Raw genomic sequence first — 24670 nt, forward strand, 5'->3', positions numbered from 1 at the left:
TTCAGAGCCCCGCTTCTTCGAGTTGCGCCCGCGTCGGCAGGCCTTCGGTATCGCCCAGCACCTGCACGGCGCGCGCGCCGATCCAGGCGCCGCGGCGCACGGCATCGGGCACGCTCCTGCCTTCGAGCAGGGCGCTCACCACGCCGGCGGCAAAGCCGTCGCCCGCGCCCACGGTGTCGATCACTTCCTTCACCGGGAAACCGGCGACATGGCCGGTGCCGGCCACGTCGCTGTCGTAGTAGGCGCCCGCGGCGCCGAGCTTCACGACCACCAGCTTCGCGCCGCGCTCGCGGTAGAACCTGGCCACGTCCTCGGGCTTGTCGTGGCCCGTGAGCAGCAAACCTTCCTCGATGCCCGGCAGCACCCAGTCGGCGCGCGAGGCGAGCTCGTTGACCCAGTGGCGCATGGTCTCGGTGGACGACCACAGCGTGGGGCGCAGGTTGGTGTCGAAGGAGATGGTGCGGCCGGCCGCGCGCATCACGTCCATGGTCTTCAGCGCGGCCTGCAGGCTGGTGTCGGAGATGGCGGCGAACACGCCGGTGGCGTGCAGGTGGCGCGCGGAGCGCAGCCAGGCCTCGTCGACATCGGCCGGGCCCATCTGGCTCGCGGCCGAGCCCTTGCGGTGGTATTCGATCGGCGGGTCGCTGCCGTCGGTGACGCGGCCCTTGAACTGGAAGCCGGTGCGCTGCGCCGCGTCGGTGATCACGTGCGAGCAGTCGATGCCTTCGGCGCGCATCGCGGCCAGCAGCGCGCGGCCCATGGAGTCGGTGCCCAGGCGGCTGGCCCAGCCCACCTTCAGGCCCAGGCGCGACAGCCCGATGGCCACGTTGGTCTCGGCGCCGGCGGTGCGCTTGAAGAACGACTCGGCGTTTTCCAGCGGGCCGGGGCGGTCGGCCACGAGCAGCAGCATGGCCTCGCCGAACAAGGCCACGTCGAAGGCAGTAGGTTCTGTCATGTCGTTCTTGGTTTCTTGGGGTCTACGACTGCGCGCGCGCGGCGCGGATGAAGTCGATCTGCGCGCGGGTCACGGCCGGCAGGTCGTCGCCCACGAGCGGGTATTCGATGGCGTGCGGCACGTCGGCCGGCAGCGCGCGCAGCACGGCGCGCCACGGCGCGACCGAGTCGCCCAGCGGCACCGCCACCCATTTGTGCGGCAGCCGCTGCGCGCCCTTGCAGTGCACGTAGCGCACGCGGTGGCCCAGCGCCTGCGCGGCCTGCAGCGGGCACTCGCCCACCCAGTGCCAGTTGCCCATGTCGAAGGTCATGCCCAGCGACACGCCGGCACGGTCGGCCACGTCGAAGAAGGTCTGCAGCGCGGCCAGCGTGCCGGCGCGCACGGTCTGGTCGTTCTCGATGACGAGCTCGACGCGCGTCTCGGCCAGCTGCACCTTCAGGCCCCACAGCGAACCGTGCGACGACGCCTGGAAGTCGCCGATGGACATCTTCAGCCGCTTCGCGCCCACGCGCGTGGCGGCGGCAATGCCGCGCTTGAGCGCGGCGCTGTCGAGCCAGCCGCCCTGGGCCCACAGGCCTTCGGGGCTGGAATAGACGGACGCGAGCCCGTTCAGCGCGGGCAGTTCCGCCTCGGCGTCGCGCAGCATCTCGCCGCGCACTTCCACCGAGTCGGCGCCGGCCGCGCGGGCCAGCTGCGAACACCAGAGCTGGCCGTGCCGACCCACCTCGGCCGCACCGAAGGACGACAGAGAAATCAGGACCTCGAAGGACATCAGTGGCCTTGGTGCGAGCTGAGGATCTGGCCGAGGAACTGGCGCGTGCGCTCGTCCTTGGGGTTGCCGAAGAATTCTTCGGGCGGCGCCTGCTCGACGATCTTGCCCTCGGCCATGAAGATCACGCGGTCGGCCACGCTGCGGGCGAAGCCCATCTCGTGGGTGACGCACAGCATGGTCATGCCGTCTTCGGCCAGGCCGATCATGGTGTCGAGCACTTCCTTGACCATCTCGGGGTCGAGTGCCGACGTGGGCTCGTCGAACAGCATGATCTTGGGCGTCATGCACAGCGCGCGCGCAATGGCCACGCGCTGCTGCTGGCCGCCCGAGAGCTGGCTCGGGTACTTGCCGGCCTGCTCTGGAATGCGCACACGGGTGAGGTACTTCATGGCCACCTCCTCCGCTTGCGCCTTGCTCATGCCGCGCGAGCGCATCGGCGCGAGCGTGCAGTTTTCCAGGATGGTCAGGTGCGGGAACAGGTTGAACTGCTGGAACACCATGCCCACTTCGGCACGCACCGCATCCACGTTCTTGCCGCCGGCCGTGAGGTCGATGCCGTCGACCACGATGCGGCCCTTCTGCACCGTCTCCAGCCGGTTGATGCAGCGGATGAGCGTGGACTTGCCCGAGCCCGAAGGCCCGCAGATCACGATGCGCTCGCCCTGGCGCACCGACAGGTCGATGCCGGTCAGCACCTGGAATTCACCGTACCACTTGTTGACCGCTTCCATGCGGATGATCGATTCCGTCGTCATGCCAGGATTCCTTCAGCCTCTTTGTATGGCGGTGATTACTGCATCTTCGGCAGGTCGGCCTGCAGCCACTTTTGATAGAGCTTGTTCAGCTCGCCGTTGGCGGTGTTCTTCTGCACGAACTCGTTCACGGCCTTGGCCAGTTCTTCCTGGCCGGGGCGCATTGCGATGCCCATGGACTGCTGCACCAGCGTGAACTTGTTCTCGAAGGTGTTGGCAGGCACGCGCTTGGCGATCTGCGCGGCCACGGTCACCGAGCAGCCGATGGCATCGACCTGGCCCGAGATGAGCGCCTGCATGGCCGATGCGTCGTCGTCGAAGCGGCGGATCTCGGTGCCTTCGGGTGCGGCCTTGGTCACGGCCACGTCCTGCGTGGACGCACGGGCCACGCCCACGCGCAGGCCCTTCAGGTCGCCTGCCGCCTTGATGGGGGTCTTGGTGGCGCCGTACAGCACGATGGTGGCGGCCGCGTAGGGCTGCGAGAACTGCACCTGCTTCGAGCGCTCGGGCGTGATGGCCAGCGAGGCCACCAGCACGTCGACCTTGTTGGTCAGCAGGAAGGGAATGCGGTTGGGGCCGGTCACCGGCACGATGTTGGCCTTGACGCCCCAGTCCTTGGCCAGCAGCTTGGCCACGTCGGCGTCGTAGCCGTCGGGCTGGTTCTTGGCGTCGGTGGTGCCGTAGGGCGGAAAGTCGACCAGCATGCCGATGGTGATCTCGCCCTTCTTCTTGATGTCGGCCACGCTTTGTGCCGAGGCGAAGGGTGCGAACACGGTCAGGGCCGCGCCCAGGCCGAGGGCTGCGAGCGCTGCGCGGCGGGTGGTGGTATGGGTCATTGGATATGTCTCCTGAAGAAAGGAAGGAACAACGAGAAAGAAAAAAGCGAAAGCGAAAAAAGGGACTTCAGCGCGCCAGTGGGACTTCAGCGCGCCAGTGGGACTTCAGCGCGCCAGTGGGACTTCAGCGCGCCAGTGCACGGGCGCGCTTGCGCTCCATTCGCGCGGCCAGCAGCGACAGCGGCCAGCAGATCGCGAAGTAGATCGCCGCCACCACCGAGAACACGATGAGCGGCTGGAAGGTGGCGTTGTTGACGATCTGCCCGGCGCGCGTGACCTCCACGAAACCGATGATGGCCGCGAGCGACGTGCCCTTGATGATCTGCACCACATAGCCCACCGTGGGCGCCAGCGCGATCTTGAAGGCCTGCGGCAGCACCACGTCGCGCATGCGCGCGCTGTACTTGAGGCTGAGCGCCTCGGCCGCTTCCCACTGGCCGCGCGGAATGGCCTCGATGCAGCCGCGCCAGATTTCCCCGAGGAAGGCGGCGCTGTTCAGGATGAGCGCCACGCCGGCCGCCACCCACGGGTTGATGTCCAGCCCCAGCACCGGCGCGCCGAAGAACACCAGGAACAGCTGCAGCAGCAGCGGCGTGCCCTGGAAGATCTGGATGAAGGTGGTGGACACGCCGCGCGCCCAGCGCGACTCCGACGTGCGCATCAGCGCAATGGCGAGCCCCAGGATCGCGCCGCCCACGAAGGCGATGGCCGACAGCGCCAGCGTCCACTTGGCCGCTTCGAGGATGAAAAGGAATTCGGGAAAGCCGAAGGTACGCATGGTGTGGTCTCCGTCCGTCGTCTGTTACCGGCGGTCCGGATAGTTGAGCGTGCGCTTGTAGATCAGCTTGAACATGCCCGAGAAGGCCAGCGCCAGCGCCAGGTAGATGCCCGCGACCACGATGTAGATCTCGAAGCTGCGGAAGGTCTGCGACTGCAGGTTGGCGGCCACCGAGGTCAGGTCGTCGGCCGAGATGACCGACACCACGGCCGAGCTCAGCATCAGCAGGATGAACTGGCTGGTGAGCGCCGGGTAGATGGCCTTCAGCGCGGGCTTGATGATGATGAAGCGAAAGATTTCCCACGGCTTGAGGTTGAGCGCGCGGCCCGCCTCGATCTGCCCCTTGGGAATCGACTCGATGCCCGCACGGATGATTTCCGTGGCGTAGGCGCCCAGGTTCACCACCATGGCCACCAGCGCGGCCGTCTGCGGCGACCAGCGCAGCCCGATGGCCGGCAGCGCGAAGAAGAAGAAGAACAGCTGCACGAGGAACGGCGTGTTGCGGATCACCTCGATGTAGGCATTGATGACGAAGCGCAGCCAGCCCGGCCCCGAGGTCTTGCCCCAGGCGCAGAAGATGGCGACCAGCAGGCCCAGCACCGTGGCGATGAGCGACAGCTGGACCGTGATCCACGTGCCCTTCAGCAGCAGCGGCCAGGCGGCGAAGACGGCGTCGAATTGAAACTGGTAGTTCATGGTGGGCGAGTGCTGCAGGGGCGCCGGGTGTGCGCGTGCATGCCTCGAAAGCAATGCTTGCAGCTTATATGAAACCGGTTTCAGGCCGACCTAGGGATTCCCCTAGGTGGTCGTTTTGTCCCAGCCGCTGCCTACACTGCGCCATCCCGAACCCACCCGCGGACACCATGCGCCCAGAGACCGATTCGGCAGATTCGCTTCCCACGGGCACGCCCGTCGTGCAGCATTTCAGGCAGGCGCTGCTGTGGCCCCTGCGGCTGGTGCCCGCGCCCGGCGCCAGGCCGGCCCACCACGGGCCCTGGCACGTGCTGCGCGAGATGGGCGAAGCCTCGCCGTGGCGCGAGGAGGTCGACGAATACACCGGCGACAGCAGCCGCTTCCACGAGCGGCACTACAACGAGTTCGTGAGCTTTCTGCCGTACGTGCAGCGCTTCCTGTACGGCGAGGGCCGCGCGCACGGGGACAGCGGCAGCGACGGCGATTCGCCGATGCGCATCTTCCGCCGCCACGACATTGCGGCGGTGCGCGTGGTGGCGCAGCCGGGCGACGCGCCGGTCACGCTGCAGGTGGTTCATTGCGACCTGTACTTCTTCTTCGACATCGACGTGGTGCTGCTCAACCTCGAGGTCGGCGCGGACCACCTGAGCCTGGCCCAGGCGCAGGAAATCCTCTACCGCTTCGGGCGTGCCTACCCCGCGGGCTGGGAGCCCGACGGCACCGCCCTGCACTGCATGGCCAGCGTCGAATGGCTGGCGGCCGACGGCCGCGTGCTCGCGCGCTCCGACGCGCAGCAGCGCGACGCCTTCCTGTCGCACGTGGCCCAGCACCGCGCGCCGCGCATCTCGTCGCACTGGGCGTTCTTGATGCAGCCGCTGGTGACCGACTACTCCGAGGAGCCCGGCGCGCTGCGGTACCGGCAGATCGACTACTACCGCATGCCGGTCATGGCCTACCTGTCGCTGGACGATCCGCGCCGCCTCACGCGCGACGACTTCGTGCGGCTGGCGCTGGTCACCGGCGCGGGCGCGGCCGATGCCCACCTGCCCTATGCCGAGCAGCACCTCGCGGACTTCGAGCACAAGTACTGCTACGACCGCTTCTGGGTCGATGCCGGCGCGGCGCCGCGCACGCGCTACCTGTGCAACGGCCATGCGCTCGTGGTGGTGGGCGATGCGCATTCGGAGTTCTTCTGCTGCCGCGACCGCGGCGTGCTCGCGCAATTTCGCCACCAGCACTTTTTGCTGTTCCTGATCGCGCACTTCCAGAAGGCCTCGCTGCTGATGTTCTCCGACCAGCTGGTGGAGGCGCTGAGAAAGCTCGACATCCGCAGCACGCCGAGCGTGAAGCAGTTCAAGCGCGCCATCCGCGCGAGCTTCGAGCGCTTCCTGCGCTTCACGCACCGCTACTGGTTCCACGAGATCTCGGAGCAGGCGCAGGTGCGCGCGCTGTCGCACATGTGTGCCACGCACCTGGGCCTGGACGCGCTCTACGACGAGGTCAAGTCGCGCATCGCCGACATGAACACCTACCTGGACGCCGACAGCCTGCGCCGCCAGGCCAGCACCGTGGTGCGGCTCACGGTGGTCACGCTGTTCGGTCTCATCGGCACCATCACCACCGGCTTCCTGGGCATGAACCTGCTGGCCGAGGCCGATGCGCCGCTGTGGCGCAAGGCGGTCTGGTTCGGCGTGGTGTTCGTCGCGACCACCTGGCTCACGATCTACACCATGGTGAAGTCGCAGCGCCTGTCGGACTTCATCGATGCGCTGTCGAACGACAGGCTGGGGTTCAGGGGCAAGATGGCTGCGCTGGCGAGGGTGTGGCGCTCGGGTGGCGATTAGCGGCGGCTGGCGCAGGCTGGTGGCGACGACGAGCCACACGTTCCGAGCCCGGCGTTTTCAAGGTGCGGCCACGCACGGTGCGCCTTCGCTGACAGCGAGCGTCGCCACAGCCCCACCCGGCTGCTGCGGCGCAGCGCCTCTATTGAAGTCTTCAACCACTTCGTACAGAGGCTCCCCCCATGAACCGCATCGCGACCACATTCCTTGCCAGTTGCATCGCCCTGGGCGCTGCATCCGCCATGGCACAAGCAGGCGGTGGCGGCGGCCCGGGCCTGAACAGCCCCGACAGCCCCGCCATGCAACAGAAGACCTCGCCGGGCAGCACCGGGCCGACCAACCCCAATGGCATGACCACCGCGCCCACCGCCACGCCAGGCACGCCGAACTCGGGCGGCAACCTGTCGGGCAGCACCAAGGCGCCGGGCGGCGCAATGAGCTCGGGCCGCAAGTCGGATGGCAGCTCGAGGAAGGGCATGATCAACAACACCCAGGGCACCGGGCAGGCGCAAACGCCGAGCGCGCAGTAACCACCGCAGTGAACAGCCGTCGCGGCCGCCTACCCGAGGGGTGGTGGCCTCGATGCCTGGCGGGCGCAGGCCGCATCGCTCGCTTCGCGCGCGCGGGCGATGTCGACGGCGCGTTCGTTGCGAAGCTGGCGCTTTCCGCAGCTCTCGCAGCGGTACAGGCGCATCCCGGGCAGCAGGTGCATCCACACGCTGCGATGGATGCGCCCGATGTGCGTTGTGCCGCACGAGCAAGCATGGAACAGGTGGAACATGAATGGCCTGTGAAGAGCAACCCAACGGGACAGAGAAAGCCCCAAACCGACCATGGATCGCTGCTTGCGGGCAGCATCGATTGTTCAGCCCCGCCCTGCGGAATGCACTCCCCGGTTCACGCTATTTATCGCCTTGTCTGTCCGCGGGAGACGGCTCGCCGAAGTCCGTTCCCGCGAATTCCTGCGGCACATGCACGCCCTGCGCGTCGCGCAACAACACACCGCGCCGCTCCATCTCGCGCATCGTCCGGTTGACGACCTCGCGAGACAGCCCGGCATAGGAGGCGATCACGCCTTGCGTGACGCGCTTGTCGTACACCTCGTGCCCCGCCGGAGCGATCTGCGTCATCTTGTGCAGCACGCGCCCGACCATTTCTTCGGACGACAGCGAAGACACACGCCGTATCTGCCGGCGCAGCACGTTCATGCGGGAAGCCACGCCTTCGAGCAGGTTCAACGCGATGTCGTGGTGCCGTTCGCACAGCGCCCTCATCGCGACCACGGGCACGTGGTGGATAGTGCAGGGAAGCACCGCAATCAGGCGGTGGGCCGCCTGGTACTGCGGCTCGCTCAGGGAGCCGCCCAGATAGAAGTCGTGCCGACGAATGAAGTCGGTGGTGACGCCCGCTTCGTCCTGCGCGCCGTCGCGGCCCTGAACCACCACGCGCACGAGCCCGCTTTCCACGCAATAGAAACAACGCGTCCAGTCGTTCGGTGCAAGGATCGTTTCGTTGCGCGCGTATGAACGCAGCTCGCAAACCCGCTCGACGGCCGAGCGTTCCGCCTGCGAAAGGCGAGCAAACAGTGGATGCAGATACACGCCGCGATGGTGCAAGCGCGGACTTCGAAATGCAATCACCCGAATTCGGGATACGCACGGGCCGCAACCGGACCCGGTCGGAAGCACAGAGGCAGCGTCTACTCGCACGCCTCCAGATCGATCAGCCCCTTCTGCATGGCCTCGCGCACCGCCCGCGCGCGTGACTTGACTGCCAGCTTTCGATAGATGTTCTTCACGTGCGCATCGACAGTGTGCAGCGAACGTTGGGTTGCCTCGGCGATCTGGCGGTTGCTGAGTCCTTGCGAAATCATGCGAAGTACATCGAGTTCGCGCCGCGAAAGCGCGCAGGCCTCGGCGCCAGGGCCCACCGGTGGCACAACGCTCGCCGCAGGCGGACGCTGGGGCGCGAGCACCGTGCGCCCCCTCTCGGCCATGCGCCAGGCGACGCGCGTCGCCGCCGCCGAGTCACCCTCGGCTATCAGGCGCATCAGATGCGCGAGTTCCTGCTGGGCCGCTTCGATGAACAGCACGGCGGCGGCACTTGCAGCGCTTGCGGCGTTCGGAGGCGTTGGCGCAATGCCGGGTGCCGGCCACGCGGCAACGGGCTTGTGGGGTTCTATGGACATTGGTGCCTTCTTCAGTAGCTGGAATGGAGTTCGGGAAGCGCGGCGAGCCGTCATTCGCCGTCGGGTTTTCGGCCCCATGGATCGGCCGGCGGGTACGAAATGCCCTGCGGAAAAACCGCGCCGACCTGGTTCGGCTCGACGCTCGCCAGGTTCTTCTCGAGAGGCAGCAGGCGGCCGAAGTCGGTGGACGCGAAGTCGGCGGGCACATGCACGCCCTGGTCGTCGCGCCGCACCAGCCCGCGTTGTTCCATGTCGCGCATGGTCTTGTTGACGACTTCGCGCGACAGGCCCGAATAGGAGGCGATCACCGATTGGGAGATGCGCTTGTCGAAGGCCCCCGTGCTCGCAGGCGCGAGCACGGTGAGCTGGTGCAGCACGCGGCTCACGACGTCTTCGGTGGACAGCGCCGACATGCGCCGCAACTGGTTGCGCATGACGGCCATCCGCGCGATCGCGAGTTCGAGCAGGCCGATGGCCACTTCGGGGTATGCGCTGCATAGCGTGCGCAGCGCCACGATCGGGATGAGATGAACCGACGAGGGCAACGCCGCCACCAGCGTGTGCCTGGCCTGGAAGGCGTCTTCCGCCAGAGACGGGCCGATGAAGAACTCGTCCTGCCGGATGAAGTCGGTCGTGACGTCGACGGGCTGGGCGCGCCCGCTGCCGTGCTCCACCACGCGCAGCAGCCCGCTGGCCACGCAGTAGACGCGGTCGCTCCAGCTGCCGGCGGCAAGCACCACTTCGTTGCGCCGGTAGGAGCGAAGTTCGCTGCTGCGAACCAGCGCAACGCGTTCCGCCTGCGACACGTTGGCAAAGAGAGGGTTCAGGTACATGGCTGAAGAACCTGCCGGGCCGTCGCTCGGGTCGCCGCCCGGTTCACAGAGCGGGAACGCGCACGCGGCTCATGTACGCAAGGCCCTCGACCTGGACGACCTGCGCGCGGGGCGCGCCCGTACGCCATCGCTCCCGTCGGCCTCACCCTCGCCATGCAGTTGCGACAGCGTCGCCTCTGAGGTTCGCAGCGCAGCCTCGAGCACCGCGTACTGCACCGATTCCGCGGAGTTGCGTCGGCGCCCATCCACCCGCGGCTGCTCGAACGTGCCCAGCAACTCTTGAACGGAGCGTTGCAGCTGCGACAGATCCTTGCTCAGCCGTGCCAGGCGCAGTTTGAAGTCGGGCGCAAGTCTCACAGGCACCCCGCCAAGGGATGCACGGCAGCGGGATGAGCACCAGCGGGTGTCACCGGCGCATCGGTGCCTCGCACGCCATAGCCTTGCAGCCACCGCGCGCCCACGTGCGAGGCGATGTGCATGTCTTCTTCGCGCTCGATGCCGTCGAGCACCACCTGGCCCGCGAAATGCGCGCACAGCGAAAGCATGCCGCGCAGGCACTCCACGCCGAAGACGCCGTCGCGCGCACGGCGCAACAGCGATGCGTCCAGCTTCACGATGTCGGGCCCGCAGGACTGCAATGCGGCAAGGTTGTCGTTGCCGCCGCCGATGTCGCGCACGGCGATGCGACAGCCGCGCAGCTGCATCTGCACGCAGAAGTCGCGCGCGGCTTCCAGGTCGTCCAGCATGGCGCTGCCCGTGATCTCTATCACCAGCCGCGAGGCCAGCTCGGGCTCTTCGTCGAGCGCCGCGCACAACGACGCCCACCAGTGGTCGAGCTTGACGCTCTGGGCGCAGATGGCCACGCCGATGCCCGCGCCAAGGTGCGCACCGGGCCGCCGCCGCAGCTCCGCCAGGGCCTGGCGCATCGCGATGCGATCGAACGCGCGGGCCAGCCCCAGGCGCTGCAGGCAGGGCAGGAACACCTCCTGCGCGAGCAGCGCCGGCTCGCTGTGGCTCGGTGCAAGGCGCACGCGGCCCGCGTGATAGAGCGTGCCGGCGTTGCTGCCCGTGTGCGCCACCGGCTGCCACGCGAAGGACAGCGCCTCGGTGCGCAACGCTTCGCTCACGCGCACGGCAACGTCCATGTCGGCGCGGTAGCGCTGGCTCCAACCGTCGGCCTGGTTCTCGCGCGAGTCCGGAAACGGTTGCGCCGTCCACAGCGCAAGCTCTATCTCCGACGTGCCCAGCTGCCCGGGCGCGCGCACCTCGATCCAGTCGGCATGCAGCTGCACCATCGCGACCATGCCCTTGGCACGCACCGGCTCGGCGCCGAGCACGGCAAGCAGCGTCTCGATGGGGCGGCTCATGCGGCGCACGTCGTGCGGCAGCTCGCGGATGTCGCGGGCGCCGCACACAAAGGCGTCGTTGGCCCACAGCAGGAAGCAGTCGTCGCGCAGCCGGGCCATGTCGGTGGCGGCGGCGCTGAGAAAGTGGGTGCACAGGCGGCGCTGCACCTCGAGGCTGGCGGCCGATGCGAAGTCTTGACCGTAGGCCTGCGCGAGGTGCGGAAGGTTCGAGATGAACACATAGGCGCAGGCCCTGCGCGGCGCAGTGTCCGGCAGGGCATGCGGCGGGGTGCGCAAGGCGCCTGCGACGCCGGGCGCGGCGCTCGGCGCGGTGCGCGGGCTGCGCTCGGCGTGCTCGTCCTGCACGCGGCATCCTGTTGCGGCGCGCAAGGTCCACGGCGTGTGTGGTGAGAGGGCGACCATCCGATGCTCCTTCAATGAATCTCGTCGATGAACTCCTGCAGGGAGCGGAACGCCGTTTCACGCCCGGGCCGGTGAAGGCCTGGGGGAAACCATGAGGCGTTCCGAATGCTACGGATTGCAGTGGTCGTTGGCAGCCACTTTCGCTGGCTACCTGTGTGCCGCGTCACACTTGCAACGCACTGCTACCGAACGGGCAGCAAATCACGTGCCCTTGAGGGCCGCGGGCCCGGTGCGCACAACGCCCGCGAGCACGAAAAGGGCTGCGCCGATATGATTTGAGCGCCCCGCCGACCGACCCCCGCGCTTGAACCCCAACACCCCCGCAGCCACCGCCCCCGCCCCGTCCCTCTGGGCTCCGCTCGCGCACCGGCCGTTTCGCGGCCTGTGGACGGCCGGCAGCCTGTTCTTCGTGGGCAACGCCATGCAGAACATGGCGGCGTCGTGGCTGATGATCGAGCTCACGGCCTCGTCGTTCCTTGCGGCGCTGGTGCAGACCGCTTCGTTCCTGCCGATGTTCCTGCTGTCGCTGCCCGCCGGCGTGCTGGCCGACACCACCGACCGCCGCAAGCTGATGCTGCGCATCCAGGGCGTGTACGCCGCAGCCGCGCTGGCGCTCACCGGGCTGGCGCTGGCCGGCTGGGTGGGGCCGGGCACGCTGCTGTTCTTCACCTTCCTGCTGGGCGTGTGCACCGCGCTGCAATCGCCGTCGTGGAACTCCGCCGTCAGCGACACGGTGGAGCGCAAGGAGCTGCCCCAGGCGATCACGCTGGTGTCCATGGCCTTCAACGGGGCGCGCGCCGTGGGGCCGGCGCTGGCGGGGCTGGTGTTCGCGCTCACCGGGGCCAGCGCGGTGTTCGCGGCGGCCGTGCTCACCGCCGTGGGCATGAGCTACGCCACCCGCCGCTGGCCGCCGCGCCCGCCCCTGCCGGCCAAGCTGCCCGCCGAGCGGCTGTGGGGCGGCATGCTGAGCGCGCTGCGCTATGCGCGGCATTCGCCGACCATCTTCGCGCAACTGGTGCGCACCGCGGGCTTCAGCGGACTGGGCTCGGCGCTGTGGGCGCTGCTGCCGGTCATCGCGTCGCAGCGGCTGGACCTGGGTGCGGCGGGCTACGGGCTGCTGATGGCCTGCCTCGGCACGGGTGCGGTGTCGGCGGGCTTCTTCGTCGGGCGCATCCGCTCGCGCTTCGGGCTCGACACGCTGGCGGCCTGCTGCTGCCTGGTGTTCGCGAGCGCCATGCTGGTGGGCGCGCTGTCGACCTGGCGCCCGCTGGTGTACCTGAGCTTCGTGCTTGGCGGCGCGGCCTGGATGACGATGATGTCGACCTTCAACGCCGCCACGCAGACCAGCGCGCCGCCGTGGGTGCGGGCGCGCGCCGCGTCGCTGCACACGCTGTGTTCGCTGGGGGCCTTCGCGCTCGGCTCGGCGCTGTGGGGCGCGGTGTCCAGCCTGCTGGGGCTGCCGGCCGCGCTGTGCCTGTCGGCTGCCTTCATGGTGGCGAGCGTGGGCCTGGCGCGGCCGTACCCGCTGCGCATGGGCGCGGACGACGAGGTGACGCTGGCCGCGCACAGCGACGAGCTGCTGCTGCCGAAAGAGCCCGAATTCGAGGCCGGGCCCGTGGCCGTCGAAGTGGTCTATTGCATCCGCGAGGCCGACGCGCGGCGCTTTCTGGACACGGTGCAGCAGCTGGCCGTACCGCGCCGGCGCGATGGCGCCACCTTCTGGCGCGTGTACCGCGACCTGGGCGACCCGAGCCGCTACGTGGAGCGCTTCATCGTCACCTCATGGGCCGACTACCTGCGCCAGCGCTCGCGCGCCACGGTGGCAAGCAACGAGCTGGAGGCCAGCGCGCGCGTGTTCCAGGTGCCCGAGGTGCCGGTGGTCACGCGGCACTACCTGGCCGAGCGCAGCCCCTGACGGCAAGCTTCAGGCGTCCACCCAGCGGCACGCCTCGTCGAGCGTGGCGCGCGTGGTGCGGAAGCGGTTGGCCGGATGCGCCGGGTCTTCGTAGCCGAAGGAAATGCCGCACACCACCTGCCGGTCCGGCGGAATGTCGAACCACCGGTGCAGGAACTTCGCGCGCGACGCGATGGCGGCCTGCGCGATGCTCGCCACGCCGCGCGCCCGGGCGGCCAGCATGAAGTTGCTCACGTAGGCGCCGCAGTCGAGCACGCCATAGGTGCCGAGCACCGCCTCGGTGGTGACCAGCGCCATGTGCGGCGCGCCGAAGAATTCGAAGTTCAGCTGTGCCTGCCGCGCCGAGGCTTCGCGGTCGCCGTGCGCAATGCCCACGCTGTCGTACAGCTGGAAGCCGCACTCGCGCCGCCGCTCCCGGTACACGCCGCGGTATTCGGCCGGCGGTGCGATGTCGAACGTCGCGTCGGCCGAGGCCTCGGGCTCGGCCATGGCGCGGCGCAGCCGCTCGGTGGCCGCGGCGCTGGTCACCGCCACCTGCCAGGGCTGCGAGTTGCACCACGAGGCGGTGCGCTGCGCGGCGCGCAGGATGGCGTCGACCACCTCGCGCGGCACGGGCGTGGCGAGGTAGCCGCGGCAGCTGTAGCGCGCGTCGAGCACGGCGTCGAAGGCGCCGGCCTGCAAGGCGTCTGAAGACGTGGGATTCATGTCGGGTCCAGCAAGGGTGGCATGGGTTCGGCGCACGTGCGCAGGAAGCCTTGCGCGGGCGCGATCCAGTCGACGGCGTGCACCAGCTCGGCCGCCTGAGAGAGCGCGGACGGCGTGCAGTGGCCGCTGAAGAGCGTGTTCTCCTGCACGAGCAGGAAGCAGCGCTCGCCCGAGACCTGCACGGCCTTCAGCGTCAGGCCGCCGAAGTCGAGCGGATCGCTCGCGCCTTGCGCCGGATCGCCGGCCCCGGTGAACAGCGTCCAGCGGATCTCCCCCGGTGCCGCCGCCCGCACGGTCGCCAGCGCGACATCATCGCCGGGGGGATCGATCAGCGCCCATTCGCCGCGTTCGCCGCCGCCCACCAGGTAGCTGTTGCACTCGGCCTGCGCGCCGGTCGTCACGCGCACCACGTGCGGCGACAGGCGCACCACCAGCCCGTCTTCCAGCGCGTGGCGGCCCTGCCCGTGGCCGTCGGGGTCGATGCGCCCCAGCTCGGCATAGGCCGGCTCCCACGGGTTCACCGGATGGCGCCCGCCCGGGCCGGTGGCCACGCGCGGCATGATCATCGGCACCTCGCGCAGCGCCTGCGCATGGTCCATGCAGGCCTGCGCCGTGGCGAAGGACTGCAGCTGTTCGAGGATGCGGCGCGTCACGTTCATGAGCTTCAGCGCGCGCTGCGGGCTCAATGCCTCGGCGGGCGTGAGCCACAGGCACTCCACCGTCTCGCGCGTGTCGGCGCTCGGCGTCTGCGCCGGCGGCGCCAGCGCGACGAAGAAGCGGGTGTCGAAGCGGCGCGGCATGCCCGGCGGGGTGAGCCAGTGGCTGAAGTAGCGCAGCCGGTCGACCGCGAGTTGCCAGCCGCGCGCGCCGCACATGTGCAGCAGCGCGTCGGAGCCCAGTTCGGCGGCGTGGCGCATGGCGGCGCGTTCGTGCTGCGGCAACGCGTCGAGCGCCACCAGCCCGCCCGTCTCCTCGGAGGCGAACAGCAGCCCGGCCTCCTCGAAGCACTCGCGCACGGCGGCCACGTAGTAGTCGAGCCCGTTCGCGGGCACCGCCAGGCGCAGGCTCGCGGCCGCGTCGTCCAGGCCGCAGCAGGCCGCGTGCATGGCGGGGTCGTGCGTGTCGACCGTGCCGCCGGGGAACACGCTGGCGCCGCTGTTCTGGTCGGCCTCCTTCTCGGCCCGGCGCAGCATCAGCACCTCGAGCCCGGCCGCGCCGTCGCGCAGCACGATGAGCGAGGCGGCCGTGCGAATGGGCCGCACCCCGGGCGCAGCAGGCGTATTCATGCCTTGGTTCATCGGGACATTCATCTGTGGTGGATCTTTTCAAAGGGTAGCGGGTCGGTCGCCATGGGGCGTCCCGGGCGCGACACCCGCTGGCGCCGGCACAGTATTTTCCAGCCGACGCGCCAGAGGAAGCTCGGAGCGCTACCGCACAGACGCAAGGCCTCGCGCATGCCACAGTGCACAGGGCAGTTGCCTGCGCCGATGTCAGCGCCACCCTGCCTCCAGAAAGATCACAACGATGTCCGACGCCCCCTACTTTCATGACGCCTCCGGCACGGTCCGCTTCTCGGTGACCGTGGAAGGCGGCCAGGCCGTGAGCGCCAGCATCGGCAGGGAGGCGCTGCGCTACCACTTTCGCACCGCCGAGAGCGCCGATTCGCTCGAAACCTTCGGGCACCACGTCGAGGAGATCGAGTCGGCCGTGCGGCGCCGGCTGGCGCAGGGCGCGATGGAGCCCGTGATGCTGCGCGAGCACGACATGCGCAGCCCGGCATGAGCAGCCGGCGAGCGACGAGCCCTAGCCTCGGGAGAGCAGGTCCGTATAGCTGCGCCGGTTCGCCCGGTAGCAATCGCAGGCCGCGCTCTCCAGCCCCTGTCGGTCGGTGATGGTGATGACGCCGCGGCGGTAGTCGATCAGGCTGCGCGTGTGCAGCGCCGTGGCCGCGTTGGTGATGCCGACCCGCCGCACGCCCAGCATGCGCCCCAGCACCTCGTGCGTGAGCGTCAGGCGCGCCGAATGCGCACAGTCCTGCGTGGTGAGCAGCCAGCGCGCGAGGCGCTCCTCGATCTGGTGGAACTGGTGGCACAGCCCCAGGCGGCCGAACTCGGCCAGCAGCACGCACACATAGCGATTGAGCACGCGCTTCAAGGTGGCGCTCTCCAGCAATTCCTCCTCGAACGACTGCGCCGTCAGCCGCCATGCCAGGCCCGCGCCCTGCACCAGCGTGCGCAGCGGCGCGCGCTGGGCGTCCAGCGACAGCTCGTAGCCCAAGGCACCGTCGTTGCCGACCATGCCGGTCTGCAGGCCGTCGTGGCCGTCCGCCACCGACACCAGCGAGACAAAGGCGCTGGTGGGAAAGTGAATGTGCAGGATCGGGTCGCCCGGTTCGTACAGAACCTGCGCCGCCCCCAGCTGCACGTTGTCGCAGCGGGCGAGCAGGCGGTCGCGGTCTGCGGGCGGCAGTGCTTCGAGCAGCCGGTTGAGCACCGGGGCGGCGGGGTCTGGAGTCACGGAACCGCCTGTTGAAAAGAGGAAAGAGCGCAAGCGCCTTCGCATGAACACGTCGGCATCCGCATTGTTGCCCGCCGGAGTGTGGTCATCTGTGCGCCTGCGTACCGAGTGGAAAGCGGGAACCCGCGCGCGCAGGCTCAGGTGGCGAGCCGATCCGGCAGCAGACGGTCGGTTTCGCGCTTGACGACTTCATAGCACTCGCACACCTGGCGTTCGAGCCCCGGCCGGTCGAGCACGGTGATGTGGCCGCGCGCGTACTTGATCAGGTTCAGGCGCTGCAGCTTGCCCGCCGCTTCGGTCACGCCTTCGCGCCGCACGCCGAGCATGTTGGCGATGAGCTCCTGCGTCATCACCAGTTCGTTGCCGGGCAGGCGGTCCAGGCTCAACAGCAGCCATCGGCACAGCTGCTGCTCCAGCGAATGGTGCCGATTGCACACCGCCGTCTGCGACATCTGCGTGATGAGCGACTGGGTGTAGCGCAGCAGCAGGTGAAGCAAAGGCCCGCCTTTTTCGGTCAGTTCCTTGATATGGGTCGCGCTCACCCGGTAGGCATTGCCCGCGCTTTGCACCACCGCGCGGTTGGGCGTGCTGCCCCCGCCCATCAACAGCGAAACCCCCACCATGCCCTCGAAGCCCACCACGGCAATTTCAGCCGATTGCCCGTTTTCCAGCACATACAGCAGCGAAACGATGGCGTCGGTCGGAAAAAACACGTACTGCTGCACCACGCCGGACTCGTAAAGCACTTCTCCCAGACGTAGCGGCACCAGTTCGAGCAGCGGTTTCATCCGGGCCATCACCTCGGCGGGGATGACATCCAGCAGGCTGTTGCGCGCGGCAGCCGCGGGCAACGAAGACGAAGACGAACGCGAAGGCAGTGCCATGGCAGGGAGCGGCTTCCAAAGTTCACATGATTCTGCGGCGCATCCACCCGCGTCTGTACGGTAGCGCACAAAGGACTGCCCTTTTGTTTGGGGGGCGTCGGTGCGCTGGCGAACGGTGCCAGCAACGATTTGGCGCTAGCGTGGGCACAAGTCACCTCTGCTTTGGAGGAAAACCCTTGCGGGGACGCAGGAGGCCGAATGCCCATGCGAATGCTCAGCCGCCTGTGCTGCGCGCAATTGCCGCTGCTGATCGACGACCAGGAGGAAATCCAGATGTGCGAAGTGCTGCGCAGCGCGGGGCTCATCGAGGCCGACCTGCCGCCGGTGCTGTACCGGCGCGGGCACCACGTGTATGCGGGTCAGGCCACCGTGATGCGCGTGACGCCGAAGGGCCTTTCCGCGTCGGGGCAGAAGCTCTGAACCCAATGGCTGTGCGGGCGGCGTCCAATTCAACCGCCGCGCCACGGTGCTTAAAAAAAAGGCGGCTTTCATCCACCTGAAATCTTTCGATTGCAGCAAAATCCCGGGCTTCGAGAAAACTCATCCCAAGATCGCCATGACGCTGGACGACCTGTTTGCCGATAGCCACCTGCTGCCCACGGTACCGAAGGTGGTGTTCGATCTGATCGAGATCCTGCGCGACGAGGACGCCGCGGTCAGCGCGGTGGCCCGCAGGCTCGAGCTCGACCAGGTGCTGACCGCCAGGGTCCTGCGCCAGGTCAACTCCCCCTATTTCGGGCTTCGCCGAAAGATCTCGTCCATCCAGGACGCCATCCAGATGCTGGGGTTCTCCTCGATCCGCTCCCTGGTGGTGAGTTCGGGCCTCACGGGCACCTTCCGCAAGGTCGACGGCGTGAACCTGCCGGCGTTCTGGTCGCACAGCCTGCGCGTGGCATCGGTGGCCCGCTACCTCGCCGGCAAGACCCGGCGCGTGGACCAGAGCCTCGCATTCACCGTCGGCAGCATGCACGCCATCGGCCACCTGATCATGGCCGGCGCCATGAAGGAACAGATGGCCGTGCTCAATGCAGCCCACCCCTTCGACGCCATGGGCCGCCTCGAAGTGGAAAAGCAGCAGTGGGGCTACCACTACGGCGACGTCAGCGCCCGGCTGGCCGCACGCTGGGAATTTGCCTCCGACTTCACCAGCGCCCTGGCCGGCTTTGCCGACCCGATGGCGTGCGAACAGCAGGACCCACTCGCCAATGTGCTGCATCTGGCGGTGTGGCGCGTTGCGCTGGAGCGCGAAGGGCTCGTGATCGGCGATGCGCAGCACGTGTGGCCGGCCCTCTCGGCCGACGCCATCGGGCTGTCGGAAGCGGTCGTCCAGGAGATGCCGGCACCGCGCGAGCTGGCGTTCGATCTCGAATCGATGATCGCCTGAGCCTGCGCAGTCCATGGCACAGGGCAAGCGAGTTTCCGCAGACATCAGCGAGGACGCCCTTCGGGCGATCAAGGACATGGGCGCCGCCGCCAAGGCGGGACGCCTCGGCGCGGGCGAGGGGCAGGCCGCGGCGGCCGCCCGCCTGGGCGTGCACGTGCAGACCATCGCGCGGATCGAGTCCGGCGAACCGGGCGTCGCCATCGGGCACGTGCTGGGCATGCTGGTGCTGTACGGCATCACGACGCAGCTGCAGCGGCCGTAGTCCCCAATCAGGGGGCGGAAGCGTCCAGGGTCGCGCTATCCTCGCCGCCCACCCACCTCCGGAGCACCGATGACTTTTTGCGCTGTCCTTGCATTGCCGGGTTTGAGCCTGGCCATCGCCGACACGAGATTCACCTTCGAGGGGAACACGCCTGGGGCGCAGCACCACGACGGCCCCGACGACCTGCCCATCGACATCGCCGGCACCGGCCACCGGACCAAGCTGCCCTTCCATCGCCGCAAGATCCAGATGATCGGGCGCAGCTGGGCCACAGGCACGGGCGGCGTGCTGGCCCTGCGGGCGGCCCTGAACGCGCTGTGCGCCGCCGCGGCGCAGGACGGCCCCGCCGCGCGCGCGCTTGTTCTTGGCCGGACCGACGAGCTCCTCAAGGACGCACGGGCCGCGAGCTTTTCGGACGCCAGCCCTCTCGACACCATCCTGATGTGCGCGCGCTTCGCGCAGGCGCCGGCCGTGCCGCTGCCGTGGGCGTTCACGCTCACCGAACGAGCCGGCGACGCGCCGCAGAAGATCGAGTCGCCGATCCTGGTCAATTGGCCGCTGGCGCTTGCAGACAGCGATCAGCTGGCGGGCGCGGAAGACGCGCTCGATGCCGGACTGACCCGGTCGGGCGGCCTGCCGGACATCGTTCGCGCCTTCGCGGGCGCCCTGCACACGAGCTCGCAACATGGCGCGTCCTGCGGCCCGATCGCCCAGATCGGCTTCACCGCCGATCGCGGGCCGAAGGGCGTTCTTTCTTATTACGTGAGCGCGAACGCGGCGGAACTCAGCCGCTGCAGCGACGCCGAGTTCGATGCGTTGATCGGGCAGCCGATCGAGGTTTCCGAGGGAAGCTGAGGTTTTTGCAGGACGGCCTTCTCAACGGGCACCTCAGAGGGTCAGCTGTCGCCGGCTCGTCCAAAGGTTGACCAGGGCGTCGAGCTCCGTGGCATGGAGCCGGTCGGGCCGGACGGCTCCTTCGTCGACCAGGACCCCTGTCCCGAGCGAGGCCTGCCAGCAATTTTCAGAGAGCTTCCTGAAATGGCCGAGGCATACGTATCCGAATGGCGCTGAAAGGGAAAAGGCACATCGCCGCAGCAGCATGCCGTCGCTGCGGGCGCCCTCTACCTCCTTGGTCGACACGAGCACGTGCACACCATCGTCCTGGAGGATGTTCTGCCTCGGCAGGATGGCCAGGAGCTGGGAAGGGCGGGGGAAACTCGAATCGGGCATGACTGTCCGTATATCGGCAACCGGGCGCGCAAGTTGAGGGCGGCGATGTCCGGACAAGGGTAAGCACCCAAGCCCGGTACCCGCCTCGTCGATCCCCATCTCGCGCAGCACTTGCGCCAGGTCCGGCAGCCATTCGCGGCCGGGCCCTGCTCCAAGCAAAAATCCCGAAGTCGCGCTATGGTGCGGTGCCGCTCCCCACGGCGAATTTCAAACAGAAGGCAGGGCCCATGATCGATCTCAACATCAACGGCCAGTCCGTTGCCGTCAACGCCCCCGACGACATGCCCTTGCTCTGGGCATTGCGCGACATCGTCGGCCTGACCGGCACCAAGTTCGGCTGCGGCATCGCCCAGTGCGGCGCCTGCACCGTGCACCTGGACGGCCAGCCCGTGCGCTCGTGCGTGCTGCCGGTCGGCAGCATCGGCAAGAAGGCCATCACCACCATCGAGGCCATCGCCCAGACGCCGGCCGGCCAGAGCATCCAGAAAGCCTGGCTCGAGGTCGACGTGGTGCAGTGCGGCTACTGCCAGTCGGGGCAGATCATGTCCGCCGCCGCGCTGATCCAGCGCACGCCCAACCCGAGCGACGCCGACATCGACATGGCCATGTCGGGAAACGTCTGTCGATGCTGCACCTACTCGCGCATCCGGGCGGCCATCAAGCAGGCCGCTGCCGGCAAGCCCGAGGTGCTGCAGTCGGTCGTCGCCATGCCCGCCAGGAGCGCATCGTGAGCGCCGCAGGCATCAGCCGGCGCGCCGCGCTGCAGGCCGGCGGCCTGGCGCTCGCCTTCACCTGGGTCGGGGGCAGCAAGGCCTTCGCGGCCATCAGCGCCCGGCAGCAACCCGCCGACGCGGCCGCCGCGCTGGCCGACGGCAACCCGGCCTTCGCACCGAACGCCTTCATCCGCATCGATGCCGACGGCGGCGTGCGGCTCGTGATGCCGATGGTCGAGATGGGCCAGGCCATCTACACCGGCTCGGCGATGCTGCTGGCCGAGGAACTCGGCGTCGAGCTCGACCAGGTGCGCGTGGAACACTCGCCGCCGAACGAGGCGCTTTACGGCATGCCGCTGCTGGGCGGCCAGATCACCGGCGGCTCGACCAGCACGCGCGGCACCTATGCCGTGCTGCGGGAAGCAGGCGCCGTGGCGCGCACGCTGCTGGTGGCCGCCGCCGCCGCGCAGTGGAAGGTCGACCCGGCGAGCTGCACCGTGGCGCGCGGCGTGGTGAGCCATGCGGACTCGAACCGCCAGCTCGGCTTCGGCGCGCTCGCCGGTGCCGCCGCCAAGCTGCCGATGCCGGGCAAGGTGGCGCTGAAGGAGCCGAAGGACTTCAAGCTCATCGGCCAGCCGCTGCGCCGTGTTGACGCCGCCGACAAGGTCAACGGCAAGACGCAGTTCGGCCTCGACGTGCGCGTGCCGGGCATGAAGGTGGCCACGGTCAAGGCCTGCCCCACGCTGGGCGGCGTGCTGGCCTCGGTGGACGACAAGGCGGCGCGCGCAATTCCCGGCGTGATTGACGTCATTCGCATCAAGGACGCGGTCGCGGTGGTGGGCGAGCATTTCTGGGCCGCCAAGCGCGGCCTCGATGCGCTGAAGCTCACCTGGACGCCGGGGCAGAACGCCGCCCTCACCACGCAGCAGTTGCGCTCGGCGCTGACCGACGCGCTGGCCAAGGGCAAGGCCATCGTCGGCAAGGAAACCGGCAAGCGGCCCGAGGGCACGCTGGTGCAGGCGACCTACGACCTGCCGATGCTGGCCCACGCGACCATGGAGCCGCTCAACACCACGGTGCATGTGCGGCCCGACGCGTGCGAGATCTGGGTGGGCACGCAGGTGCCGGCGCGCTGCGTGAGCGTGGCGGCCAAGATCACCGGACTGGCCGAAGACAAGGTGGTGGTGCACAACCAGTACCTGGGCGGCGGTTTCGGGCGGCGGCTGGAAACCGATTCGGTCGAGCAGGCCGTGGCCTTCGCCAGACAGGTGCCCTACCCGCTGAAGGTGGTGTGGACGCGCGAGGAAGACATTCGCCACGACATCGTGCGCCCGATGTACCACGACGACATCTCGGCGGTGGTCGACGGCGACGGCAACATCCTGTGGTTGGGCGACCGCATCGCGGGCGGCACGGTGCTGGGCCGCTGGGCGCCCGCCTTCATGGGCAAGGACGGCATGGACGGCGACCTGATCGAATGCGTGGCCGAGCCCTGCTACGACCTGCCCAACCTGAAGGTCGAATGGGTGCGGCACGACATGCCCGCGGGCCTGAACGTCGGCTGGTGGCGCGGCGTGGGGCCCACGCACAACCTTTTCGTGATGGAGAGCTTCATCGACGAGCTGGCGCAGCGCGCCAAGAAGGACCCGGTGGCCTACCGGCGCGCGCTGCTGAAGAAGAACCCGCGCACGCTCGCGGTGCTCGACCTGGCCGCGGAAAAGATCGGCTGGGGCAAGGGCGCGCTGCCTGCGCGCGCGGGCCGCGAAGGAAACGAAAGCCGCGTCGGGCGCGGCGTGGCCGTGGGCGACCCCTTCGGCAGCCGCGTGTGCGCAATGATCGAAGTGGAAGTTTCGCCGCAGGGCGAAGTCCGCCTGCGGCGCGCGGTGGTCGCGCTGGACTGCGGCATTGCCGTGAACGCCAGCTCCATCGAGGCGCAGATCCAGGGCGGCCTGCTGTTCGGGCTGAGCGCGGCGCTCTTCAGCGAAATCACGCTGCAGGGCGGCGCCATCGAGCAGAGCAACTTCCACGACTACCGGATGCTGCGCATCAACGAATCGCCGCCGATCGAGGTGCACACCGTCAAGAGCGGCGAAGCCCCCGGCGGGTTGGGCGAGGTGGGCACCGCCATCGCCGCACCGGCGCTGGCCAACGCGATCTTCGCGGCCACCGGCGTGCGCCTGCGCGCATTGCCGGTGAACCGCGCGCTGCTGGCGCAGGACAAGGAGGCGCTGAAGAAGAAGGTCGCCGATGCCGGGCCTTCAGCGCATGAAGCACACGGCGAAAGGAGCGCGGCATGAAGCGGTTCTTCAAGGTGCTGGTGGTGCTGTTCGTCGTGGCCGCGGGGCTGTATTTCTTTCTGAACCGCACCGACAAGTCCGAGGGCGAGGCGCCGGTGCTGGCCGGCGCGCCGAGCGATGCGGCACTGCTGGTGCGCGGCGAATACCTCACCAAGGCCGCCGACTGCATCGCCTGCCACACGGTGGCCGGCAAGGGGCAGCCCTTTGCGGGCGGCGTGCCCTTCGTGCTGCCTTTCGGCACGATTTATTCGTCGAACATCACCGCCGACCCGGCCACGGGCATCGGCGGCTGGAGCGACGAACAGTTCGTGCGCGCGGTGCACGACGGCGTGCGCGCGGACGGCAAGCGCCTGTACCCGGCATTCCCGTACACCTCGTACACGGCGCTCAGCCGCAACGACGTGCTCGCCATCAAGGCCTACCTCTTCAGCCTGCCGCAGGTGAACCAGCCGAACAAGGAGGCCGACCTGGGCTTTCCGTTCAACCAGCGCTGGGCCATGGGCTTCTGGAACGCGGCCTTCTTCAAGAGCAGCCGCTTCGAGCCCGACCCGGCCAAGCCGCTCGCATGGAACCAGGGCAAGTACCTGGCCACGGCGCTGGGCCATTGCGCGGAGTGCCACACGCCGCGCAACCTGGCCTTCGCGCTGGAGACGAGCAACAACCTCGCGGGCGAATCGATCCAGGGCTGGCGCGCCTACAACATCACGTCCGACGCGAAGAACGGCATCGGCGCCTGGAGCGACGCCGACATTGCCAGCTACCTCACGACCGGCCATGCCGACGGCCGCGGCTCGGCCTCGGGCCCGATGGGCGAGGCGGTGGAGCACAGCCTGCAGCACCTGAAGCCGCAGGACACGGCGGCGCTCGTGAGCTACCTGCGCACGGTGCCGGCCAAGCCGGGCAAGGACCCGATCGAGATCGACGCCAAGGCGCCCTGGGCCGTGGCGGCCAGCGCGGCGGCGCCCGCCGCAAACACGGCCGAAGGCCACGAGCAGGGGCTTCGGCTGTTTGCGGCGGCGTGCGCCAGCTGCCACCAGTGGAACGGGCAAGGCCAGCAGACCAACTTCGCGTCGCTGCTGGGCACGCGCGGCGTGAACGACCCGGGCGGCGCCAACGTGACGCAGATGATCCTGCAGGGCGTGAACATGCGCGTGCACGACAACGAGGTGTACATGCCCGCATTCGGCAAGGCCTACACCGACACCGAAGTGGCGGCGCTCGCCAACTACGTCATCGCGCAGTTCGGCAACAAGCAGGGCACGGTCACGCCGGAGTTCGTGGCGAAGCAGCGCACGCGCTGAGTCGCAGGAGGATCCGGCATCGTCGATGACCGGATCCAGAAACCC

The 24670-nt window shown here is 68.8% G+C and carries 27 protein-coding genes; 11 read left to right on the top strand and 16 right to left on the bottom strand.

Translation table 11 applies throughout. From position 1 onward, the window contains the following. Position 1: 1 nt before the first annotated feature. The 6 genes from ACSFBM_RS19345 to ACSFBM_RS19370 form a co-directional block, all read right to left on the bottom strand. Positions 2-955 carry a sugar kinase gene (locus ACSFBM_RS19345; protein ID WP_435485809.1) on the bottom strand — a complete coding sequence of 318 codons (954 nt, stop codon included), beginning with the start codon at positions 953-955 and terminating at the stop codon, positions 2-4. Between the two features lie 22 nt (positions 956-977). Beyond that, a complete protein-coding gene (locus ACSFBM_RS19350; RefSeq protein WP_435485810.1) occupies positions 978-1727 on the bottom strand; it encodes a sugar phosphate isomerase/epimerase family protein in 750 nt (249 codons plus the stop codon). Beyond that, entirely contained in the window at positions 1727-2482 is a 756-nt protein-coding gene (locus ACSFBM_RS19355) for an amino acid ABC transporter ATP-binding protein (protein ID WP_435485811.1), read from the bottom strand. The genes ACSFBM_RS19350 and ACSFBM_RS19355 overlap by 1 nt, the downstream gene beginning before the upstream one ends. 35 nt (positions 2483-2517) lie before the next feature. After that, a complete protein-coding gene (locus ACSFBM_RS19360) occupies positions 2518-3315 on the bottom strand; it encodes a transporter substrate-binding domain-containing protein (protein ID WP_435485812.1) in 798 nt (265 codons plus the stop codon). 124 nt (positions 3316-3439) lie between these two features. Next, positions 3440-4093: an amino acid ABC transporter permease gene (locus ACSFBM_RS19365; protein ID WP_435485813.1), complete on the bottom strand. Its 654-nt coding sequence runs from the start codon at positions 4091-4093 to the stop codon at positions 3440-3442. Positions 4094-4117: 24 nt separating this feature from the next. Further along, positions 4118-4789 carry an amino acid ABC transporter permease gene (locus ACSFBM_RS19370; protein ID WP_435440165.1) on the bottom strand — a complete coding sequence of 224 codons (672 nt, stop codon included), beginning with the start codon at positions 4787-4789 and terminating at the stop codon, positions 4118-4120. A gap of 167 nt (positions 4790-4956) precedes the next feature. Here ACSFBM_RS19370 and ACSFBM_RS19375 point away from each other — a divergent pair, with 167 nt between their 5' ends. Continuing rightward, positions 4957-6630 (top strand): hypothetical protein, encoded by a 1674-nt coding sequence (locus ACSFBM_RS19375; RefSeq protein ID WP_435485814.1) that lies wholly within the window; start codon positions 4957-4959, stop codon positions 6628-6630. A 179-nt stretch (positions 6631-6809) separates the two neighbouring features. Then, positions 6810-7157: a hypothetical protein gene (locus ACSFBM_RS19380; protein ID WP_435485815.1), complete on the top strand. Its 348-nt coding sequence runs from the start codon at positions 6810-6812 to the stop codon at positions 7155-7157. A gap of 29 nt (positions 7158-7186) precedes the next feature. Here ACSFBM_RS19380 and ACSFBM_RS19385 read toward each other — a convergent pair whose 3' ends face one another. The 5 genes from ACSFBM_RS19385 to ACSFBM_RS19405 form a co-directional block, all read right to left on the bottom strand. Next, positions 7187-7408 carry a hypothetical protein gene (locus ACSFBM_RS19385; protein ID WP_435485816.1) on the bottom strand — a complete coding sequence of 74 codons (222 nt, stop codon included), beginning with the start codon at positions 7406-7408 and terminating at the stop codon, positions 7187-7189. A gap of 121 nt (positions 7409-7529) precedes the next feature. Then, positions 7530-8243 (bottom strand): Crp/Fnr family transcriptional regulator, encoded by a 714-nt coding sequence (locus tag ACSFBM_RS19390; protein WP_435485817.1) that lies wholly within the window; start codon positions 8241-8243, stop codon positions 7530-7532. 83 nt (positions 8244-8326) lie between these two features. Next, positions 8327-8719 (bottom strand): response regulator transcription factor, encoded by a 393-nt coding sequence (locus ACSFBM_RS19395; RefSeq protein ID WP_435485818.1) that lies wholly within the window; start codon positions 8717-8719, stop codon positions 8327-8329. 146 nt (positions 8720-8865) lie between these two features. Then, on the bottom strand, positions 8866-9648 hold the full coding sequence (locus tag ACSFBM_RS19400) for a Crp/Fnr family transcriptional regulator (protein WP_435485819.1): 783 nt from the start codon (positions 9646-9648) through the stop codon (positions 8866-8868). 353 nt (positions 9649-10001) lie between these two features. Continuing rightward, positions 10002-11417, bottom strand: coding sequence for an EAL domain-containing protein (locus tag ACSFBM_RS19405; protein ID WP_435485820.1), 1416 nt, complete (start codon positions 11415-11417; stop codon positions 10002-10004). 304 nt (positions 11418-11721) lie between these two features. Here ACSFBM_RS19405 and ACSFBM_RS19410 point away from each other — a divergent pair, with 304 nt between their 5' ends. Next, positions 11722-13332, top strand: coding sequence for an MFS transporter (locus ACSFBM_RS19410; RefSeq protein WP_435485821.1), 1611 nt, complete (start codon positions 11722-11724; stop codon positions 13330-13332). A gap of 9 nt (positions 13333-13341) precedes the next feature. On the opposite strand, the gene ACSFBM_RS19415 is transcribed toward ACSFBM_RS19410, so the two are convergent. Both ACSFBM_RS19415 and ACSFBM_RS19420 read right to left on the bottom strand, forming a co-directional pair. Next, a complete protein-coding gene (locus tag ACSFBM_RS19415; protein WP_435485822.1) occupies positions 13342-14037 on the bottom strand; it encodes a nitroreductase in 696 nt (231 codons plus the stop codon). After that, positions 14034-15323, bottom strand: coding sequence for an NUDIX hydrolase (locus ACSFBM_RS19420; RefSeq protein ID WP_435485823.1), 1290 nt, complete (start codon positions 15321-15323; stop codon positions 14034-14036). The genes ACSFBM_RS19415 and ACSFBM_RS19420 overlap by 4 nt, the downstream gene beginning before the upstream one ends. A 238-nt stretch (positions 15324-15561) precedes the next feature. Between ACSFBM_RS19420 and ACSFBM_RS19425 the strand changes: the two genes are divergently transcribed. Then, positions 15562-15819: a DUF1488 family protein gene (locus tag ACSFBM_RS19425; protein WP_435485824.1), complete on the top strand. Its 258-nt coding sequence runs from the start codon at positions 15562-15564 to the stop codon at positions 15817-15819. A gap of 21 nt (positions 15820-15840) precedes the next feature. On the opposite strand, the gene ACSFBM_RS19430 is transcribed toward ACSFBM_RS19425, so the two are convergent. Together ACSFBM_RS19430 and ACSFBM_RS19435 are read right to left on the bottom strand one after the other, a co-directional pair. Then, positions 15841-16554, bottom strand: a complete 714-nt coding sequence (locus ACSFBM_RS19430) for a Crp/Fnr family transcriptional regulator (RefSeq protein ID WP_435485825.1) — start codon at positions 16552-16554, stop codon at positions 15841-15843. A 137-nt stretch (positions 16555-16691) separates the two neighbouring features. Further along, positions 16692-17438: a Crp/Fnr family transcriptional regulator gene (locus ACSFBM_RS19435; protein ID WP_435485826.1), complete on the bottom strand. Its 747-nt coding sequence runs from the start codon at positions 17436-17438 to the stop codon at positions 16692-16694. A 204-nt stretch (positions 17439-17642) separates the two neighbouring features. On the opposite strand from ACSFBM_RS19435, the gene ACSFBM_RS19440 reads away from it, so the two are divergent. The 4 genes from ACSFBM_RS19440 to ACSFBM_RS19455 all read left to right on the top strand — a co-directional run bounded on the left by ACSFBM_RS19440 (position 17643) and on the right by ACSFBM_RS19455 (position 19939). Further along, positions 17643-17858: a hypothetical protein gene (locus ACSFBM_RS19440; protein WP_435485827.1), complete on the top strand. Its 216-nt coding sequence runs from the start codon at positions 17643-17645 to the stop codon at positions 17856-17858. A gap of 136 nt (positions 17859-17994) precedes the next feature. Then, on the top strand, positions 17995-18822 hold the full coding sequence (locus ACSFBM_RS19445) for an HDOD domain-containing protein (protein ID WP_435485828.1): 828 nt from the start codon (positions 17995-17997) through the stop codon (positions 18820-18822). 13 nt (positions 18823-18835) lie between these two features. Next, the gene (locus ACSFBM_RS19450) at positions 18836-19084 is read left to right on the top strand and encodes a helix-turn-helix domain-containing protein (protein WP_435440180.1); all 249 of its coding nucleotides are present in this window, start codon (positions 18836-18838) and stop codon (positions 19082-19084) included. Positions 19085-19186: 102 nt separating this feature from the next. After that, the gene (locus ACSFBM_RS19455) at positions 19187-19939 is read left to right on the top strand and encodes a hypothetical protein (RefSeq protein WP_435485829.1); all 753 of its coding nucleotides are present in this window, start codon (positions 19187-19189) and stop codon (positions 19937-19939) included. Positions 19940-19972: 33 nt separating this feature from the next. Here the strand turns inward: ACSFBM_RS19455 and ACSFBM_RS19460 are convergent, their stop codons facing one another. After that, on the bottom strand, positions 19973-20314 hold the full coding sequence (locus ACSFBM_RS19460; protein WP_435485830.1) for a hypothetical protein: 342 nt from the start codon (positions 20312-20314) through the stop codon (positions 19973-19975). A gap of 227 nt (positions 20315-20541) precedes the next feature. On the opposite strand from ACSFBM_RS19460, the gene ACSFBM_RS19465 reads away from it, so the two are divergent. From ACSFBM_RS19465 to ACSFBM_RS19475, 3 genes are read left to right on the top strand one after another with little or no spacing between them, the layout of a single operon-like run. Next, a complete protein-coding gene (locus tag ACSFBM_RS19465) occupies positions 20542-21045 on the top strand; it encodes a (2Fe-2S)-binding protein (protein ID WP_435485831.1) in 504 nt (167 codons plus the stop codon). After that, complete coding sequence (locus ACSFBM_RS19470; RefSeq protein WP_435486150.1) at positions 21039-23324, top strand: xanthine dehydrogenase family protein molybdopterin-binding subunit; 2286 nt, start codon at positions 21039-21041, stop codon at positions 23322-23324. The genes ACSFBM_RS19465 and ACSFBM_RS19470 overlap by 7 nt, the downstream gene beginning before the upstream one ends. Continuing rightward, positions 23321-24625 carry a c-type cytochrome gene (locus ACSFBM_RS19475; RefSeq protein WP_435485832.1) on the top strand — a complete coding sequence of 435 codons (1305 nt, stop codon included), beginning with the start codon at positions 23321-23323 and terminating at the stop codon, positions 24623-24625. The genes ACSFBM_RS19470 and ACSFBM_RS19475 overlap by 4 nt, the downstream gene beginning before the upstream one ends. The last annotated feature ends 45 nt before the right edge of the window (positions 24626-24670 follow it).

The organism is Variovorax pasteuri (assembly GCF_051216435.1).
GTDB lineage: Bacteria > Pseudomonadota > Gammaproteobacteria > Burkholderiales > Burkholderiaceae_C > Variovorax.

Bases quoted from the DNA above. Each gene is read 5' to 3' on its own strand.
- ACSFBM_RS19345 (WP_435485809.1), bottom strand. From the start codon at position 955: ATGACAGAACCTACTGCCTTCGACGTGGCCTTGTTCGGCGAGGCCATG.
- ACSFBM_RS19350 (WP_435485810.1), bottom strand. From the start codon at position 1,727: ATGTCCTTCGAGGTCCTGATTTCTCTGTCGTCCTTCGGTGCGGCCGAG.
- ACSFBM_RS19355 (WP_435485811.1), bottom strand. From the start codon at position 2,482: ATGACGACGGAATCGATCATCCGCATGGAAGCGGTCAACAAGTGGTAC.
- ACSFBM_RS19360 (WP_435485812.1), bottom strand. From the start codon at position 3,315: ATGACCCATACCACCACCCGCCGCGCAGCGCTCGCAGCCCTCGGCCTG.
- ACSFBM_RS19365 (WP_435485813.1), bottom strand. From the start codon at position 4,093: ATGCGTACCTTCGGCTTTCCCGAATTCCTTTTCATCCTCGAAGCGGCC.
- ACSFBM_RS19370 (WP_435440165.1), bottom strand. From the start codon at position 4,789: ATGAACTACCAGTTTCAATTCGACGCCGTCTTCGCCGCCTGGCCGCTG.
- ACSFBM_RS19375 (WP_435485814.1), top strand. From the start codon at position 4,957: ATGCGCCCAGAGACCGATTCGGCAGATTCGCTTCCCACGGGCACGCCC.
- ACSFBM_RS19380 (WP_435485815.1), top strand. From the start codon at position 6,810: ATGAACCGCATCGCGACCACATTCCTTGCCAGTTGCATCGCCCTGGGC.
- ACSFBM_RS19385 (WP_435485816.1), bottom strand. From the start codon at position 7,408: ATGTTCCACCTGTTCCATGCTTGCTCGTGCGGCACAACGCACATCGGG.
- ACSFBM_RS19400 (WP_435485819.1), bottom strand. From the start codon at position 9,648: ATGTACCTGAACCCTCTCTTTGCCAACGTGTCGCAGGCGGAACGCGTT.
- ACSFBM_RS19405 (WP_435485820.1), bottom strand. From the start codon at position 11,417: ATGGTCGCCCTCTCACCACACACGCCGTGGACCTTGCGCGCCGCAACA.
- ACSFBM_RS19415 (WP_435485822.1), bottom strand. From the start codon at position 14,037: ATGAATCCCACGTCTTCAGACGCCTTGCAGGCCGGCGCCTTCGACGCC.
- ACSFBM_RS19420 (WP_435485823.1), bottom strand. From the start codon at position 15,323: ATGAATACGCCTGCTGCGCCCGGGGTGCGGCCCATTCGCACGGCCGCC.
- ACSFBM_RS19425 (WP_435485824.1), top strand. From the start codon at position 15,562: ATGTCCGACGCCCCCTACTTTCATGACGCCTCCGGCACGGTCCGCTTC.
- ACSFBM_RS19435 (WP_435485826.1), bottom strand. From the start codon at position 17,438: ATGGCACTGCCTTCGCGTTCGTCTTCGTCTTCGTTGCCCGCGGCTGCC.
- ACSFBM_RS19440 (WP_435485827.1), top strand. From the start codon at position 17,643: ATGCGAATGCTCAGCCGCCTGTGCTGCGCGCAATTGCCGCTGCTGATC.
- ACSFBM_RS19445 (WP_435485828.1), top strand. From the start codon at position 17,995: ATGACGCTGGACGACCTGTTTGCCGATAGCCACCTGCTGCCCACGGTA.
- ACSFBM_RS19450 (WP_435440180.1), top strand. From the start codon at position 18,836: ATGGCACAGGGCAAGCGAGTTTCCGCAGACATCAGCGAGGACGCCCTT.
- ACSFBM_RS19460 (WP_435485830.1), bottom strand. From the start codon at position 20,314: ATGCCCGATTCGAGTTTCCCCCGCCCTTCCCAGCTCCTGGCCATCCTG.
- ACSFBM_RS19465 (WP_435485831.1), top strand. From the start codon at position 20,542: ATGATCGATCTCAACATCAACGGCCAGTCCGTTGCCGTCAACGCCCCC.
- ACSFBM_RS19475 (WP_435485832.1), top strand. From the start codon at position 23,321: ATGAAGCGGTTCTTCAAGGTGCTGGTGGTGCTGTTCGTCGTGGCCGCG.